Below are 15409 nucleotides of genomic sequence, written 5' to 3'. Positions count from 1 at the left end.
CCCGGTTGCGTGACCCCGGGTGTGACCCGGACCGGTGGCGTTACCCCGCCCGGAGGCGTGGCCCGCCGCGGTGACGGAACGCCGCCGACCGGCATGGCCTGGCCCGCAGGCGAGACCCCGCCGGGAGGCGAGACCCCATCCGCAAGAGTCACCCGGCCCGCAGGCGAGACCCCGCCGGGAGGCGAGACCTCGCCCGAAGGCGAAACCCCGACCGCAAGAGTCACCCGGCCCGCAGGCGAGACTCCACCCGCACGAGTCACCCAGCCCGCCGGTGAAACCCTGCCGGGAGGCGAGACTCCGCCCGCACGAGCCACCCGGCCCGCCGGCGTAACCCCACCGTGAGGCGTAACCCCACCGTGAGGCGAGACCCCACCGTGAGGCGAAACCCCGCCGGGAGGCGAAACCCTGCCCGCAAGAGTCACCCGGCCCGCAGGCGAGACCCCGCCCGAAGGCGAGCCCCCACCCGCACGAGCCGCCCCGCCCGCCCCCACGCACCGGCCGAGGTGCCGGCCCCGTGCGGCCGCGGTCGGCGGCGAGCGCGTCGGCCCCGCGCGGGGCGTCACCGCCGCACGCCCCACTCGGCTGACGGAGCTGACGGAGCTGACGGCGCCCACCGGCGCCGGTCAGGCCGGCACCCGCGCCCAGCAGCCCGGCGGAGCGGCCCATCAGCCCTTCACCGCGCCCTGCATGATGCCGCCCACGATCTGCTTGCCGAAGATCGCGAAGACCAGCAGCAGGGGCAGCGTGCCGAGCAGCGCGCCGGCCATGATCAGGGACTGGTCGGGGGTGTACCCGCGGCCGAGACCCGCGACCGCGACCTGCACGGTCGGGTTGCCCGTCTGGCTCAGCACCAGGAACGGCCACAGGAAGTCGTTCCAGGTCTGCACGAACATCAGCATGCCGAGCACCGCCATCGCGGGGCGCGCCGCGGGGAACACCACGTGCCACACCACCCGCCAGCTGCTCGCGCCGTCCACCCGGGCCGCCTCGATGATCTCGTCCGGCAGCGCCTGGATCAGGTACTGCCGCATGAAGAACACGCCGAACGCGCTGACCAGCGACGGCAGGATCACCGCCTGGAGCTGGTCGGTCCACTCCAGCTTGGCGACCATCATGTACAGCGGGATGATGCTGAGCTGCGGCGGCACCATCATCGTGCCGATCACGATCAGCATCATCGCGCCGCGGCCCCTGAACTTGAGCTTGGCGAAGGCGAATCCGGCGATCGTGGACAGGAACACGATGGTGAAGGCGGAGGTGCCCGCCACGATGGTGGTGTTGACGAACGCCTTGCCGAGGTTGGCGTCGTTCCAGGCGATGTCCAGGTTGTCGAGAAGGTTCCCGCCGAACCAGAACGGCGGTGGTGTCTGCGCCAGCCGGTTGTTGTCGCGGGAGGCGGCGATCGCCGTCCACACCAGCGGGAAGAGCGAGCCGATGGTGAAGAGGGCCAGGATCACGTACGCGATCGGCCCCGCGTGCATCTGCCCGCCGGCCCGCGCCGATCTGGGCCGCCGTACCCGGCCGGGCTTCTTCACGGCCGTATCCGGCGGGGATGAGGGCGGTGTCAGGGAAGTCGTCGTCGTCACGGCCGTACTCCTAACTACTGGCGCGCAGCCGGCGCGAGATGACGTAGTTGACGATGCCGACCACGATCAGGATCAGGAACATGGTCCAGGCGATCGCGGAGGCACGGCCCAGGTGCTGGTTGACCCAGCCCTGCTCGTACAGGTAGAGGCCCAGGGTCTGGAACTGGTGCTCGGAACCGCCCGACGCCCCCTTGTTGGCGTCGAACAGCAGCGGCTCGCCGAACACCTGGGTCGCGCCGATCGTCGAGACGACGACCGTGAACAGGATCGTCGGGCGCAGCGACGGCAGCGTCACGTGGATGAACTGCTTCCAGCGGCTGGCGCCGTCCAGAGCCGCCGACTCGTACAGGTCCTGCGGGATCGCCTGCATCGCGGCCAGGTAGATCAGCGCGTTGTAGCCGGTCCAGCGCCAGATGACGATCGTGGACACCGCGAACTGCGAGGGCCACTTGTCGCTCTGCCAGTCGACCGGGCCGATCCCGACGGTGTCCAGCGCCCAGTTGATCATGCCGTAGTCGCGCCCGAACAGCAGCACGAAGACGAGCGAGGCGGCCGCGATGGACGTCGCGTACGGGGCGAGCATCGCGACCCGGTAGAAGGTCGAGGCGCGCAGCTTGTAGTTGAGGATGTGGGCGAGCCCCATCGCCATCAGCAGCTGCGGAACCGTCGAGATGATGCCGATCGTGAGCGTGTTCTTCGCCGCGTTCCAGAAGAAGTCGTCGTCGAAGATCCGCGTGTAGTTGCGCAGCCCCACCCACTCCATGTCGGTGGGGGCCGTCATCTCCACCTGGTGCAGCGAGGCCCAGCCGGTGTAGATCAGCGGGAACAGACCGAACGCCAGGAACAGCAGGAAGAACGGTGAGACGAAGGCGTACGGGCTCCAGCGCATGTCCCGCTGCCAGCGGCGGGAGAGCCGGGCCCGACGCCGCTCGTCCGCCCCCGCGGGTTCGGCGGGCGGTCGGCCCGGGGCCGCGCCCCCCTCCTTGGTGGGGGGCGCGGCGGTGTCGTGGGTGGCCATACGGGTCACTTGTCCAGGTTGTTGTCGATGGTCTTGGTCGCCGTGTTCCAGGCCTCCTCCGGCGACTTGCCCTTCGTCACCAGGATGACGCCGTTGTCGGTCAGACCCTGCTGGATGATCTGGTCCTTCGGGCCGATCACCTGGACCGGGCTGGACTTCGCCGCCTCGGCGAAGATCGTGCCGATCGGGGCGTCACCCGTCATCTCGTTCTTGGCACCGGTGACCTCGGCCATCGTGTACGTGCCCGGCGCGCTCGGGAAGGAGCCCTGCACCTTGAACAGCTTGGCCTGCTGCGCGGGCGCGGTCAGCCAGGCGGCGAGCTTCTCGGCTTCCTTCACGTTCTTGCCGCTGGAGGGCACGGAGAGGAAGGAACCTCCCCAGTTGCCGGACTTGGGAGCCACGGCCACGTCCCACTTGCCGGCCGCTTCCGGCTTCGACTTGCCCTTGATGTATCCGAGCATCCACGGCGGGCAGGCCATCGCCGCGAACTTGCTGTTCGCGATCGTCGTGTCCCACGCCGGCTGGAACTGGGTCTGCGCCCCGACCAGCCCCTGCTCGGCGGCCTTGGCCGTCAGGTCGAACGCCGACTTCACGGCCGGGTTCGACTTGTAGATGATCTCGCCGGAGGAGTCGTAGAACTTCTCCTTCTCACTGCTGAGAACAGCGTTGAGCAGACCGCCGGGCGAGTCCATGAACGTGGTGCCCTTGGGCGCCTTCGCCTTGTACTGGGTGCCGACGGAGACGAACTTGTTCCAGTCACCCGCCCACAGCTTGCCGACCTCCGCGCGGTCGCTGGGCAGACCGGCCGCCTCGAAGAGGTCCTTGCGGTAGCAGATGGCCATCGGACCGACGTCGGTGCCGAAACCGATCGTCTTGCCGTCCTTGGTCGTGGCCTGCGCCCACTTCCAGTCCAGCCAGTCGCTCTTGTTCACGCCCGAAACCTTGGAGAGGTCCTGGAGCTTGGCGGCCTGGGTGCTGACGACCTCGGCGATGTTGCCGACCTCGACGGCCTGGATGTCCTGCAGACCGCTGTTGGTCGTGAGGTGGTTGACGAGAGCCGGGTAGTAGTTCTCGTTCCGCTCGGTGACGTTCTCAGCGATCTTGATGTTCGGGTTCAGCTTCTCGTACTCGGCGTAGAGACCGGCTTCCTTGAAGCCCATCGTGCCGAAAAGTCCCAGGGTGATCGTGGTTTTGTCCTTGCCACCGCCGGACGACGATCCGTCGGACGCCTTGTCGTCGCCGTCGTCGGCACAGCCGGCCAGCAGTCCGGCGCCCATGGTGGCGACGGTCGCCAGAACTACCACCCGACGGGAGCTTCGGGTACGTGCTCGCATTACGTCCTCCTGTTGCCCTGACGTGCCGACCCCCCGGCCAACTGCATTGTTGGGCCCGTTAGTTTCTCGCTGCGGCTCGGGCGGGGAACGTGCGGGTTGTGTATGTGTCAGGTACCGTGGGAGCGCTCCCACAGGTGATGTGTTGAAGAGTCGTCGGTTCGGGCGAGGGTGTCAAGGGTGGGGACGCGGAGAGACGCGTTCAGTTATCCGGCTGTTAGCTAACGCGCCGGGACGATGCTTTTCGGCCGGGGCCGGCGGCACCCGGGCGCCTCGGGGACGGACGGTCGGGACTGTTAGATTCCAGGCCAGTGTGACGATGACGGCGGGAAGGCGGGGCCCATGGCAAGCCACGGTACGCGCGGACGGAGCGGTGGCAGGCCGACCCTCGAAGAGGTGGCGGCGCGCGCCGGTGTGGGCCGGGGCACGGTCTCCCGTGTGATCAACGGTTCGCCCCGGGTCAGCGACGCCACCCGCGCCGCCGTCGAGGCCGCGGTCGCCGAGCTGGGCTACGTCCCCAACACCGCGGCCCGCGCGCTCGCCGCCAACCGCACGAACGCGATCGCCCTCGTGGTGCCCGAGCCGGAGACCCGCTTCTTCGCCGAACCGTACTTCTCCGACATCCTGCGCGGAGTGGGCGCGGAACTCGCCGACACGGAGATGCAGCTGCTGCTGATCTTCGCGGGCAGTGACCGGGAGCGGCAACGCCTCGCCCAGTACCTGGCCGCCCACCGGGTGGACGGCGTCCTCCTCGTCTCCGTCCACGCCGACGACCCGCTGCCCGACCTCATCGCCCAGCTGGAGATCCCGGCCGTGATCAGCGGTCCCCGCTCCGCCGCGGAGACGCTCCCGTCCGTGGACTCCGACAACTACGGCGGCGCCCGTTCGGCCGTCGAGCACCTGCTGGCCCGCGGCTGCCGGCGCATCGGCCACATCACCGGCCGCCTCGACGTGTACGGCGCCCAGCGACGCGTCGACGGCTACCGTGAAGCCCTGCTCGACGCGGGCCAGGAGGTGGACGAACTCCTCATCGTGCAGGGCGACTTCACCGAGGAGGGGGGCCAGCGCGCGATGCGCGACCTGCTGACCCGCAGCCCCGCCCTCGACGCGGTGTTCGCCGGCTCCGACGTCATGGCGGCCGGCGCCCGCCAGGCCCTGCGCGAGGCCGGGCGTCGCATCCCGGACGACGTGGCCCTGGTCGGCTACGACGACTCGGCGATAGCCCGCCACATGGACCCGCCCCTGACCAGCGTCCGCCAGCCCATCGAGGAGATGGGGCGCCGCATGCTCGACCTGCTCCTCACCGAGATCGCGGACGACCGCCCGGCGGTGTCGCGCGGTCTGGAGCGGCGCCAGGTGGTCCTGGCCACGGAACTGATGGCCCGGGCGTCGGCGTAACAGGTCGCGGCCGCCGGCGCGTCTCGCCGTCCCGCTGCTCACCGGTCGGCGCCGGCCCGGCCGCGGCGGCGACCGCGGCCGAGGCGTGGTGGCAGGGGTGGACGCGCGGGACGACCGTACGGACGCCCTGCTCGCACAGCCCGTCCGGACGACCGTACGGACGTCCTGCTCGCGCAGCCTGTCGACGAGTGTCCGGGCGGCCTCCGCGGCGAGGCCCCGCCCCTGCCCACGGCGTCCCCACCGCCCGGGCGATCTCCGCGAGACGGCACGCGCGGACGAGAGTGGCTGAACGGTGCCGACGGGACGGCCGGTCTCCCGCGGCCTCAGCACCCGGTTCCACCAGGTCCGGGCCGGGGCGGGGGAGTCGGCGACGAGCCGCTCGCAGGGGGGCGCGCGAGGGGGCGAGAGGCTATAGCCGCAGGGTCGGCGTACGTGCGGGGGAAAACGAATCAGCCGGTGACCTTGAGAAGGTCACCGGCTGATTACTCAGGGTGAGTGACGGGACTTGAACCCGCGGCATCCTGGACCACAACCAGGTGCTCTACCAGCTGAGCTACACCCACCACGCCCGGCAGTCGACTTTGTGGTCTCCCTACCGGCCGAGAAAAAGTGTACAGGGTCCGAAGGGGTGCTCGCGCACGCCTTTCATCCGGCGGGCAGGACGTGCTTGGCGGCGATCGCCCTGGCGGTGTCGGAGTCCGGTCCGGGCTGCGGCACGAAGACGGCCTCGCGGTAGTAGCGCAGCTCCGCGATGGACTCGCGGATGTCGGCGAGGGCGCGGTGGTTGCCGTTCTTGTCCGGGCTGTTGAAGTACGCCCGCGGGTACCAGCGCCGGGCCAGCTCCTTGATGGAGGACACGTCGACGATCCGGTAGTGCAGGTAGCTCTCCAGGGTGGGCATGTCCCGCAGCAGGAAGCCGCGGTCGGTGCCGACGGAGTTCCCGCACAGCGGTGCCTTGCCGGGTTCCTTCACGTGTTCGCGGATGTAGGCGAGGACCCGCTCCTCGGCGTCGGCGAGGGTGGTGCCGCCGGCCAGTTCGTCGAGCAGTCCGGAGGTGGTGTGCATCTGACGCACCACTTCCGGCATCGTCTCCAGGGCCGCGTCCGGCGGCCGTACGACGATGTCCACCCCCTCGCCGAGGATGTTCAGCTCGGAGTCGGTGACGAGGGCGGCAACCTCGATGAGCGCGTCGTCGGACAGCGAGAGGCCGGTCATCTCGCAGTCGATCCACACCATGCGATCGTTCATGCGCCCACCCTAAGGGTGACGTGCCCTGATCCGATCCCCCGCGACGTGCCGGAGGTCCTGGGGCTCCGCCCCCTGCCCACCCGACTCGCTGGGAGGAAGGACGACGGCCGGGTGTCCCGGCCCGCCCGGTGACGGAGGTCGAGGCTGTCGGGCGACGGAGGATGAGGCCATCCGGCGACAGAGGGCGAGGCTGTCGGGCGACGGAGATCGAGGCCGCCCGGCGACGGAGGGTGAGGCCGTCGGGCCGGAGCGGGGTCGGGGGCGCGGCCCCCCGGCCGGCACGGGAAAGGGCGAGGGCGGCGGGGGTGAGGAACTCACCCCCGCCGCCCCTTCCTCACATGCCGCCGCGCTGTCCCGGCAATCCGCCCCGGGATCCGGCGTACGCGTCCACCGCACCGACGGGTGCCGAGGCGGAACCCATCGCCCCGGCGCCGGCCCCCGCGGTCCGCCGTATCTGCGGTGGCACTCCCGCGGCCTCGGGGTGCGGAGCGGCACCGCCGCCCGTGAGGACGGACGCCGCCTCACTCTCGGCCGGAGGCACCCGCTCGCTCTGTGGCCGCCGCGCCCGGTACGCCGCCCGGTAGGCCGCCGGCGAAGACCCGAGCTGCCGCCGGAAGTGTCCGCGCAGCGCGACCGGCGAGCGGAACCCGCACCGGCCCGCGACCTCGTCGACGGAGTAGTCCGACGTCTCCAGCAGCCGCTGCGCCTGAAGCACCCGCTGGGTGATCAGCCATTGCAGCGGCGCGCTGCCGGTCAGTGACCGGAAGCGACGGTCGAAGGTCCGCCGGCTCATGTACGCGCGTGCGGCCAGTGTCTCCACGTCGAACTGCTCGTGGAGGTGTTCCAGCGCCCAGGCGACGACCTCCGCGAGCGGGTCGGCGCCGATCTCCTCCGGTAAAGACCGGTCGAGGTAGCGCTCCTGGCCGCCCGTCCGGCGCGGCGGGACCACGAGCCGACGGGCCAGCGCACCGGCCGCCTCGTTGCCGTGGTCCGTCCGCACGATGTGGAGACAGAGATCGATTCCGGCCGCGGTCCCGGCCGACGTCAGCACGTCGCCGTCGTCGACGAACAGCTCACGTGGATCGACGTGCACCGACGGATAGCGCTTGGCCAGCGTCGGTGCGTACATCCAGTGTGTCGTCGCCGGTCGGCCGTCCAGCAGACCTGCCGCGGCCAGCACGAACGCGCCGGTGCACAGGCCCACGATGCGGGCGCCCTCCTCGTGTGCCCGGCGCAGTGCGTCGAGCGCGTCGGCCGGTGGCGGGGAGGTGATCGAGCGCCAGGCCGGTACGACGACCGTGCCCGCCCTCGATATCGCCTCCAGGCCATGCGGCGCGGTGAGTTCCAGGCCCCCTGTGGTCCGCAGCGGGCCGTCCTCGCCCGCGCACACCAACAAGCGGTAGCGGGGCACGCCGGCGTCCTGGCGGTCAATCCCGAACACCGACAGCGGAATGGAACTCTCGAAAATGGGGCCGCCGCTGAACAGCAGCACCGCGACGATCTCCTTGCGGCGTCGCCCGGACAGTTTCCGGGCCGCGGCTTCCGGCGCGGCAGTGGAGTCGTGGCTCATCCTGCTAAGCCCCCCTCGGTGGTCGCGGCTCCTCGGTTGTGTCGCTCCTGCACGTTTCCCCTCGGTCCTGCACGAGTCCCCCGCCGTAGACAGTCAAGATCGAATCTACTGTGTCGCGTGGTGCCGGAGTGGCCAGTTCGTCACCCGGCACATTGTCGACATGGCAACTTGGCGTGAAGCATTCGATCACGAAGCGTTGCACTCGTGGGCCGTGCGGGGAAGTGCGCCTCGTCGCAGTGGCTAATCCACGTAGGGTGCGCAGGCCCCCCGAGGGCCTTTCCGTGCAGGTCGGACGGGGGAAGGGGGGTGGTCGCGGCAAGGGATGCGCGGTATCCGGAAGTTGGCTGAAAACCTTCGGGCGCGTGCGTGAAAACCGGTCAGCCGACCGGTGTGCCTCCGCCGCTGTGACGACCGCCACGGTGCGAGCCCGTTCCGGCGTGCTGACGGCGTCCCCGGTGCGGCACGCCCGGCGGGGGTGGGTCGTCGAGGAGCCGGGCCGCGCACCGCTCCGAGCGGCGCAGCAGCAGCCGGCAGACGGCCGTGACGGCGGCCAGGCCGACGGCGGTGCCCGCGGTCCCGGCCAGGGAGGTGCCGTACCAGAGGAGTACCACCGGGACGAGGACGCAGCTGAAGGCCGCCCAGCGGATCAGTTCCGTCGTCCTTTCGTCGCCGGCGTGGGCCTCGGGGGTCGGGCGGGATGAGGGCATGCGGCGGGCTCCTCCCTGGAGGGTGGTTCAGGGGGTTCAACGCCTGTTCGACCGGTCGGTCACTCACCTGGTGACCGGCGGGTAGGTGAATGCCGTGCGAACCGCCTGTACGGGGCAGCAACCATTGCGTTACGGGCGGCCCCTCGTGCATGCTCCCTGGAACCCCCACGGACCACGGGCGGGACTGGGCCGTGGAGGGGTGGCGCCGTACCCTTGGGGGTATGGGGTTGGGAAGATGATTCCCGGACACGCTCCGCCGCTTACGCTCGTCCCACCCGTATAAGGATCGATACGCCGAGACAGCCATGGCCGGTCACGAATTCTTCGAACCAGCGGACCGCAGGCGGCCCGTCGCCGATCACACGGCGATCGACCCCCTGGCGGCGGAAGAGGCACGCCCCTCCTGTGATCCCGCTTTCCAGCACGGCGTCGTCGTCGGCTTCGACGGATCGACGTCCAGCGAGCGGGCCCTGGCGTACGCCGTCGGTATGGCTCACCGCTCCCGCGCGGGCCTGATCATCGTCCATGTGGCCAACAGACTGCCCACCACGGTGTGGGCGGGCTGCGAGCCACCTGTCTTCGTGGACGTGCCGGACCATCGCACCGAGGTGCTCGGTCTGGAGCTGGCCTGCGCCGAGTATCTGGCCGAAGTGCCCTGGATCCTGGTCGAGCGAGGCGGTGACATCTGCCACGAACTCGAAGAGGTGGGGCGGGAGTACGCGGCGGACGCGATCGTCGTCGGCTCGACGCACGGCCTCGTCGGGCGGATTTTCGGATCGGTCGCGGGGCGGCTCGCCAAGCGGGCGAAGCGGCCCGTCGTCGTCATCCCGTAACGCGCCCTGCGTCCGGGCGAGATGGGTCCCGGACGACTCCAACTCCCTTGTGCCCCGCGGGAAACTACTCGCGCGTAGAGGTGGTTCGTGCCCTTGTGAAGGGCATATAGCGTGCACCGCACCACCGCGCATGCGTGAAGGGAGCCCGCCGTGGACAATGACGTCTCCGCGGGAAGCAGCACCACCGTCGCCGGCCGACTCGCCCTGGGTGTCACCCTGTTGGCCGTCGGCCTCGGGTACACCGGCCTCATCGACGGCGTGACGGCGGCCGACGCCGTGTCGATCGCCCGGTACGTGGGCGGAGTCGCCCTCTTCGTCGCCGGCCTGATGGCCTTGCGGGACCGTGACACCGTCTCCGGTACGGCCTTCGTGACGGTCGGCGCCCTCTGGTTCACCTGGGCCGTCTCGGCCGGCGCCGAGGTCTCCGCGAACGCCTCCGGCCTGTTCCTGCTGCTGTTCGCCCTGGTCGCGCTGACCCTCACGGTCGCCGCCGCCGACCCGCTCGCCAAGGGCACCTACGGGCTGTTCCTGATCGCCCTGATCCTGCTGGCCGTGGCGGACCTCGCCGGTCACGACGGCCTCGCCAGGGCCGGCGGCTGGTTCGCCGTAGCGGCGGGGGCGGTGGCCTGGTACGCCGCGACCGCCGCGCTCGCGCACTGGCCCACGGCGCTTCCGCGACGGGCTGCCCGCCCCGGCGTGACGGCCACGGGCTGATTCGGCAGCCGGGCCGGGGAGTTGGGCGTCCCCGGCGAACGGAGCGGACCCCCCGGTGAGTGGTGGCATCACCCGGGGGGTCCGTTCTGCCGGGAGGGTGGCTACTCGACCGTCACCGACTTCGCCAGGTTCCTCGGCTTGTCGATGTCGCGGCCCAGGGCCTTGGCCGTGTAGTAGGCGAGGAGCTGGAGCGGGATGCCCATGAGGATGGGGTCGAGTTCGTCCTCGTTCTTGGGGACGATGATCGTCTGGTCGGCCTTCTCCTGCTCCTGGTGGGCCACCGCGAGGATGCGCCCGCTGCGGGCCTTGATCTCCTCCAGGGCGGCGCGGTTCTTCTCCAGCAGGTCGTCGTCGGGGACGATCGCGACCGTGGGCAGGGCGGGCTCGATCAGGGCGAGCGGGCCGTGCTTCAGCTCGGAGGCCGGGTAGGCCTCGGCGTGGATGTACGAGACCTCCTTGAGCTTGAGGGAGGCCTCACGGGCCACCGGGTAGCCCCTGACGCGGCCGATGAAGAGCATCGAGCGGGCCTCGGCGAACTGCTCGGCGAGCTTCTTGATCTCCTCCTCGCCCTTGAGGATCTCGGCGATCTGGGCGGGCAGCCGGCGCAGTCCCTCGATGATCCGCTTGCCGTCGCGCACCGACAGGTCGCGGGTGCGGCCGAGGTGCAGCGCGAGCAGGGCGAAGGCGACCGTGGTGTTGGTGAAGCACTTGGTGGAGACGACGCACACCTCGGGCCCGGCGTGCACGTAGACGCCGCCGTCGGCCTCGCGGGCGATGGCCGAGCCGACCACGTTGACGACGCCGAGGACGCGTGCGCCCTTGCGCTTGAGTTCCTGCACGGCGGCCAGCACGTCGTACGTCTCACCGGACTGGGAGACCGCGATGTACAGGGTGTCGGGGTCGACGACCGCGTTGCGGTAGCGGAACTCGGAGGCGGGCTCGGCGTCGGCGGGGATGCGGGCCAGCTCCTCGATCATCTGGGCGCCGATCATGCCCGCGTGGTACGAGGTGCCGCAGCCGAGGATCTTCACGCGGCGGATCTGGCGCGCCTCACGGGCGTCCAGGTTGAGGCCGCCGAGGTGCACGGTGGAGAAGCGGTCGTCGATGCGGCCGCGCAGCACGCGGTCCACGGCGTCGGCCTGCTCGTGGATCTCCTTGTGCATGTAGGTGTCGTGGCCGCCCATGTCGTACGAGGCGGCCTCCCACTCGACGGTGGTGGGCTCGGCCGTGGTGCGGGTGCCCTCGGTGGTGTAGGTGCGGAAGTCGTCGGCCTTCAGGGTGGCCATCTCGCCGTCGTCGAGGGTGACGATCTGGCGGGTGTGGGCGACCAGGGCGGCGATGTCCGAGGCGACGAACATCTCCTTCTCACCGATGCCGAGGACGACCGGGGAGCCGTTGCGGGCGACGACGATCCGGTCGTTGAAGTCCGCGTGCATGACGGCGATGCCGTAGGTGCCCTCGACCACGCGGAGCGCCTCGCGGACCTTGTCCTCGAGCTTCTCGGCCTGGGAGCGGGCGATGAGGTGGACGAGGACCTCGGTGTCGGTCTCGGAGAGGAACTCGACGCCGTCCGCCTCCAGCTTGCGGCGCAGGTCGGAGGCGTTGTCGACGATGCCGTTGTGGACGACGGCGACCTTGAGGTCGGCCGACATGTGCGGGTGGGCGTTCACGTCGGAGGGGGCGCCGTGGGTGGCCCAGCGGGTGTGGGCGATACCGGTGGTGCCCTTGAAGCGGGCCGGGACCTTCGCCTCCAGGTCGCGGACGCGTCCCTTGGCCTTGACCATCTTCAGACCGGCCGTCTTCGGGGAGGTGACGACGATGCCCGCGGAGTCGTAGCCGCGGTACTCCAGGCGCTGGAGGCCCTCCAGGAGCAGGGGCGCGACGTCACGCTTCCCGATGTATCCGACGATTCCGCACATATGTAGGCAATCCCTCTGTAGTTCTCGGTCGGTCCTGGGCCGGTCGCTCAGCCGTAGACCATGCGGCGCAGCTGACGGAGCGTGGGCTCCTGCGGTGCCACCGCCCGGTATTTCAGGTCCGCCGCGATCCGTTCGAAGATCTCCGCGTTGACCAGGCCCTGGGCCTGGAGTTCGCGGTGGCGGCGGCGGACGTACTCCTCGGTCGTCTCGTCGAAGTAGGCGAGAACGTCCTGGATCACCCGCAGTGCCTCACCCCGGTTCAGGGGGGTGGAGCGCGTCAGGTGATCAACGAGTTCGTCGTGCACCCGGTAGATCCTGGGGTACCCGCGCGACTTTCGCAAGAATCTTGCCCGATTCCGGGCAGAGGCCTGTAAGGGATCTTTGGGAGAACGTTGAACCTCTCATGAGTGCCTGTTCGCCGCCCGTCCATGCGGCCGCCCGCGGTTCGTCGCCCGGAGGGACGAGTTTCAGACGCCATGGACATTCCTCGCATGGGCGTACCCGAGCAGCTGGCCGAGCGCATGAGCATGGCCGAGCAGCACGAGTACCTGCGCACCAAGTTCTCCCGCCGCACGATGATCAGAGGCGGCGCGGTCACCGTGGGCGCCGTCACCGGCGGCGCGTTCGTCACCGGCGCCACCGCGCAGGCCGCGCCCCGCACGGCCGCCCGCGCCCAGCAGACGGCCCCCCGCGCCGAGAAGGTCGACGGAGCCCTCGTCGCGCCCTTCGGCCGCCACCTCGCCTACGGCACCGACGCCCGCACCGAGATGACGATCTCCTGGCAGGTCCCGGTCGCCGTCGACAAGCCGTTCGTCCGCATCGGCGCCCATCCCTGGGACCTCTCCCACCGGATCGGGGCCGAGATCCGTACGCTCCACACCCCGGCCGGGATCGGCGCGAGCGGCGACCACACCCAGTACTACGTCCACGCCAGGCTGACCCACCTCAAGCCCGGCCGTACGTACTACTACGGGGTCGGCCACGCGGGCTTCGACCCGGCCGCCGCGCACCTGCTCGGCACCCTCGGCACCTTCACCACCGCCCCCGCGAAGAAGGAGCCGTTCACCTTCACCGCCTTCGGCGACCAGGGCGTCAGCTACCACGGCCTCGCCAACGACGCCCTGATCCTCGGCCAGAACCCGGCCTTCCACCTGCACGCCGGCGACATCGCCTACGCCGACCCGTCCGGCGCCGGCAAAACCGCCGACACCGGCTTCGACTCCCGTACCTGGGACCAGTTCCTCGCCCAGACCGAGTCGGTCGCCAAGCAGGTCCCGTGGATGGTGTCGTACGGCAACCACGACATGGAGGCCTGGTACTCGCCCAACGGCTACGGCGGCGAGGAGGCCCGCTGGGTCCTCCCCGACGACGGGCCCGACGCCGGGAACCTCCCCGGTGTCTACTCCTTCGTCCACGGCAACACGGCGGTCATCTCGCTCGACGCCAACGACGTCTCCTTCGAGATCCCGGCCAACCTCGGCATCTCCGGCGGCACCCAGACCAGGTGGCTGGAGACCCGGCTCAGGAAGTACCGGGCCGACGAGGACATCGACTTCGTCGTGGTGTTCTTCCACCACTGCGCCTACTGCACCTCCACCGCCCACGCCTCCGAGGGCGGCGTACGCCAGGAGTGGGTGCCGCTGTTCGAGAAGTACACCGTCGACCTGGTGATCAACGGCCACAACCACGTCTACGAGCGCACCGACGTCCTCAAGGGGGACCGGGTCGCCAGGAAGCTGCCGATCGGCGGCACCGCCTACCCCGAGACCGACGGCGTCGTCTACGTCACCGCGGGCGCGGCCGGGCGCAGCCTGTACGCCTTCAGCGCCGACCAGTCCTACGAGGGCCACGAGAAGGACCTGGAGTCGGTGGCCTCCTACGTCGTCCGCAAGGACGGCAGGCAGAACGAGACGGTCGCCTGGTCACGGGTGCGCTACCTCGACTACTCCTTCCTGCGCGTGGACGTCACCCCCGCCGCCAGGGGCCGCTACGCCACCCTGACCGTGCGCGGCATCGCCGAGACCGGCGAGCAGATCGACCACTTCACGGTGGCGCGCCGGGCGAAGTAGGTCCAGGTGCCCGGCGGGCGGTCCTCGCCGCGGCCCTCACATGCGCGCGAGGACCGCCTGCTTGGCCAGCGTGAACTCGTCCTCCGTCAGCACCCCGTCGCGGCGCAGCTCGCCCAGCTCCCGCAGCCGGCGCAGCAGCGCGTCATGGCTGTCCTCGGCGGGGGCGGCGGGGGCGGCGGCGACCGCCCGCGGCGCGTCGCCGGGCGGCCGTACGGCGTCCTCGGGGTGCGCCGCCGGGTGCGGGAGCCTGGCCTGTACGGCGGCGGCGACCAGGGCCATCAGCGGGTCCTTCCCGAAGCCCCACAGCTCCACGGCGTTCGGGTCGTACTTCGCCGGGGTCCTCACCGGCGCGCCCCGGACGGTGAACCGCAGATGACCGTTGTCCAGACCGGCCGACGGACACCACTCGACGGCCGTGATCTCGTCGACGGGCAGGGTGCGGGGGCCGGCTGCGGCCTTGGCGTCCTCCGTCCTCCAGTTCCACTCCAGGCGCACCAGTTCGCCGTCGAAGCTCGCGGTGCCGTCCCCGGCGGACACCGACAGGGGCACGGACGGGCCCGGCAGCAGAGGGGAGTCCACCGGGCCGGCGGGGACCCGGTCCAGCAGCAGCGCGTTGCGCACCTCGTCCACGAGGTACTCGGCGACGCCGTGGCGGTCGGGCTCCACCACCAGCTGGTAGGGGTCGTGGGGCTCGGTGAGCCGGCCGCCGGTCGCGTGCAGCAGGGGGCAGGCGCCGTCGCGCAACCGCAGCCTGAGCCGCCCGGACTTCCTGCCCTGCTCGAACGACACGCCCGCCAACGCCCCGAGCGGCACGGTGAGTTCGCCCAGGGTCCTGCGGAGCAGGCTGACGCTCTTGTCCCGTCCCGGCGTCAGCCGCAGGGCATCCCCGTCGAAGACCCAGGTGCCGTCCTTCTGGATGATTTCCGCCATGGGGGGGATTGTTCCATCACCTGTTCGCACCGGGCGGGGTGACGACGGAACGCCCCCCGAGGACCGTACTCGGGGGGCGTCGGCCC

13 protein-coding genes and 1 tRNA gene are annotated in these 15409 nt (G+C 70.7%); 4 read left to right on the top strand and 10 right to left on the bottom strand.

The features are described from left to right. Positions 1 to 665 precede the first annotated feature (665 nt). From ACFYO5_RS05225 to ACFYO5_RS05215, 3 genes are read right to left on the bottom strand one after another with little or no spacing between them, the layout of a single operon-like run. Entirely contained in the window at positions 666 to 1586 is a 921-nt protein-coding gene (locus ACFYO5_RS05225; RefSeq protein WP_388704348.1) for a carbohydrate ABC transporter permease, read from the bottom strand. Between the two features lie 10 nt (positions 1587 to 1596). After that, entirely contained in the window at positions 1597 to 2604 is a 1008-nt protein-coding gene (locus ACFYO5_RS05220) for a sugar ABC transporter permease (RefSeq protein ID WP_356560050.1), read from the bottom strand. Between the two features lie 5 nt (positions 2605 to 2609). Beyond that, positions 2610 to 3938 carry an extracellular solute-binding protein gene (locus tag ACFYO5_RS05215; protein WP_356559925.1) on the bottom strand — a complete coding sequence of 443 codons (1329 nt, stop codon included), beginning with the start codon at positions 3936 to 3938 and terminating at the stop codon, positions 2610 to 2612. Between the two features lie 339 nt (positions 3939 to 4277). Between ACFYO5_RS05215 and ACFYO5_RS05210 the strand changes: the two genes are divergently transcribed. Further along, positions 4278 to 5333, top strand: coding sequence for a LacI family DNA-binding transcriptional regulator (locus tag ACFYO5_RS05210; protein ID WP_356559924.1), 1056 nt, complete (start codon positions 4278 to 4280; stop codon positions 5331 to 5333). Between the two features lie 490 nt (positions 5334 to 5823). On the opposite strand, the gene ACFYO5_RS05205 is transcribed toward ACFYO5_RS05210, so the two are convergent. The 4 genes from ACFYO5_RS05205 to ACFYO5_RS05190 all read right to left on the bottom strand — a co-directional run bounded on the left by ACFYO5_RS05205 (position 5824) and on the right by ACFYO5_RS05190 (position 8858). Beyond that, positions 5824 to 5896, bottom strand: a tRNA-His gene (locus ACFYO5_RS05205). Positions 5897 to 5978: 82 nt separating this feature from the next. Then, complete coding sequence (gene orn, locus ACFYO5_RS05200) at positions 5979 to 6581, bottom strand: oligoribonuclease (RefSeq protein WP_356559923.1); 603 nt, start codon at positions 6579 to 6581, stop codon at positions 5979 to 5981. Between the two features lie 334 nt (positions 6582 to 6915). Further along, on the bottom strand, positions 6916 to 8151 hold the full coding sequence (locus ACFYO5_RS05195; RefSeq protein ID WP_356559922.1) for a helix-turn-helix domain-containing protein: 1236 nt from the start codon (positions 8149 to 8151) through the stop codon (positions 6916 to 6918). A gap of 377 nt (positions 8152 to 8528) precedes the next feature. Next, positions 8529 to 8858, bottom strand: coding sequence for a hypothetical protein (locus tag ACFYO5_RS05190; protein WP_388704344.1), 330 nt, complete (start codon positions 8856 to 8858; stop codon positions 8529 to 8531). 305 nt (positions 8859 to 9163) lie between these two features. Here ACFYO5_RS05190 and ACFYO5_RS05185 point away from each other — a divergent pair, with 305 nt between their 5' ends. Beyond that, positions 9164 to 9691, top strand: a complete 528-nt coding sequence (locus ACFYO5_RS05185; protein WP_356559920.1) for a universal stress protein — start codon at positions 9164 to 9166, stop codon at positions 9689 to 9691. Positions 9692 to 9841: 150 nt separating this feature from the next. After that, positions 9842 to 10405 carry a GPR1/FUN34/YaaH family transporter gene (locus tag ACFYO5_RS05180; protein ID WP_388704341.1) on the top strand — a complete coding sequence of 188 codons (564 nt, stop codon included), beginning with the start codon at positions 9842 to 9844 and terminating at the stop codon, positions 10403 to 10405. 101 nt (positions 10406 to 10506) lie between these two features. Here the strand turns inward: ACFYO5_RS05180 and glmS are convergent, their stop codons facing one another. Both glmS and ACFYO5_RS05170 read right to left on the bottom strand, forming a co-directional pair. After that, positions 10507 to 12324 (bottom strand): glutamine--fructose-6-phosphate transaminase (isomerizing), encoded by a 1818-nt coding sequence (gene glmS, locus ACFYO5_RS05175; RefSeq protein ID WP_388704339.1) that lies wholly within the window; start codon positions 12322 to 12324, stop codon positions 10507 to 10509. Positions 12325 to 12371: 47 nt separating this feature from the next. Next, positions 12372 to 12629, bottom strand: a complete 258-nt coding sequence (locus tag ACFYO5_RS05170) for a hypothetical protein (RefSeq protein ID WP_356559917.1) — start codon at positions 12627 to 12629, stop codon at positions 12372 to 12374. 186 nt (positions 12630 to 12815) lie between these two features. On the opposite strand from ACFYO5_RS05170, the gene ACFYO5_RS05165 reads away from it, so the two are divergent. Then, positions 12816 to 14393 (top strand): metallophosphoesterase family protein, encoded by a 1578-nt coding sequence (locus tag ACFYO5_RS05165; RefSeq protein WP_356559916.1) that lies wholly within the window; start codon positions 12816 to 12818, stop codon positions 14391 to 14393. Between the two features lie 36 nt (positions 14394 to 14429). Here ACFYO5_RS05165 and ACFYO5_RS05160 read toward each other — a convergent pair whose 3' ends face one another. After that, complete coding sequence (locus ACFYO5_RS05160) at positions 14430 to 15323, bottom strand: DUF4429 domain-containing protein (RefSeq protein WP_388704337.1); 894 nt, start codon at positions 15321 to 15323, stop codon at positions 14430 to 14432. Between the last annotated feature and the right edge of the window lie 86 nt (positions 15324 to 15409).

Origin of the sequence: Streptomyces sp. NPDC006259 (assembly GCF_042870975.1) — a bacterium.
Taxonomy (GTDB): Bacteria; Actinomycetota; Actinomycetes; order Streptomycetales; family Streptomycetaceae; genus Streptomyces.
This window is presented reverse-complemented; position numbering and strand designations above follow the sequence as displayed.

Coding starts and splice junctions, on each gene's coding strand:
- ACFYO5_RS05220 (WP_356560050.1), bottom strand. CDS start 2,604: ATGGCCACCCACGACACCGCCGCGCCCCCCACCAAGGAGGGGGGCGCG.
- ACFYO5_RS05215 (WP_356559925.1), bottom strand. CDS start 3,938: ATGCGAGCACGTACCCGAAGCTCCCGTCGGGTGGTAGTTCTGGCGACC.
- ACFYO5_RS05210 (WP_356559924.1), top strand. CDS start 4,278: ATGGCAAGCCACGGTACGCGCGGACGGAGCGGTGGCAGGCCGACCCTC.
- orn (WP_356559923.1), bottom strand. CDS start 6,581: ATGAACGATCGCATGGTGTGGATCGACTGCGAGATGACCGGCCTCTCG.
- ACFYO5_RS05195 (WP_356559922.1), bottom strand. CDS start 8,151: ATGAGCCACGACTCCACTGCCGCGCCGGAAGCCGCGGCCCGGAAACTG.
- ACFYO5_RS05190 (WP_388704344.1), bottom strand. CDS start 8,858: ATGCCCTCATCCCGCCCGACCCCCGAGGCCCACGCCGGCGACGAAAGG.
- ACFYO5_RS05185 (WP_356559920.1), top strand. CDS start 9,164: ATGGCCGGTCACGAATTCTTCGAACCAGCGGACCGCAGGCGGCCCGTC.
- glmS (WP_388704339.1), bottom strand. CDS start 12,324: ATGTGCGGAATCGTCGGATACATCGGGAAGCGTGACGTCGCGCCCCTG.
- ACFYO5_RS05165 (WP_356559916.1), top strand. CDS start 12,816: ATGGGCGTACCCGAGCAGCTGGCCGAGCGCATGAGCATGGCCGAGCAG.
- ACFYO5_RS05160 (WP_388704337.1), bottom strand. CDS start 15,323: ATGGCGGAAATCATCCAGAAGGACGGCACCTGGGTCTTCGACGGGGAT.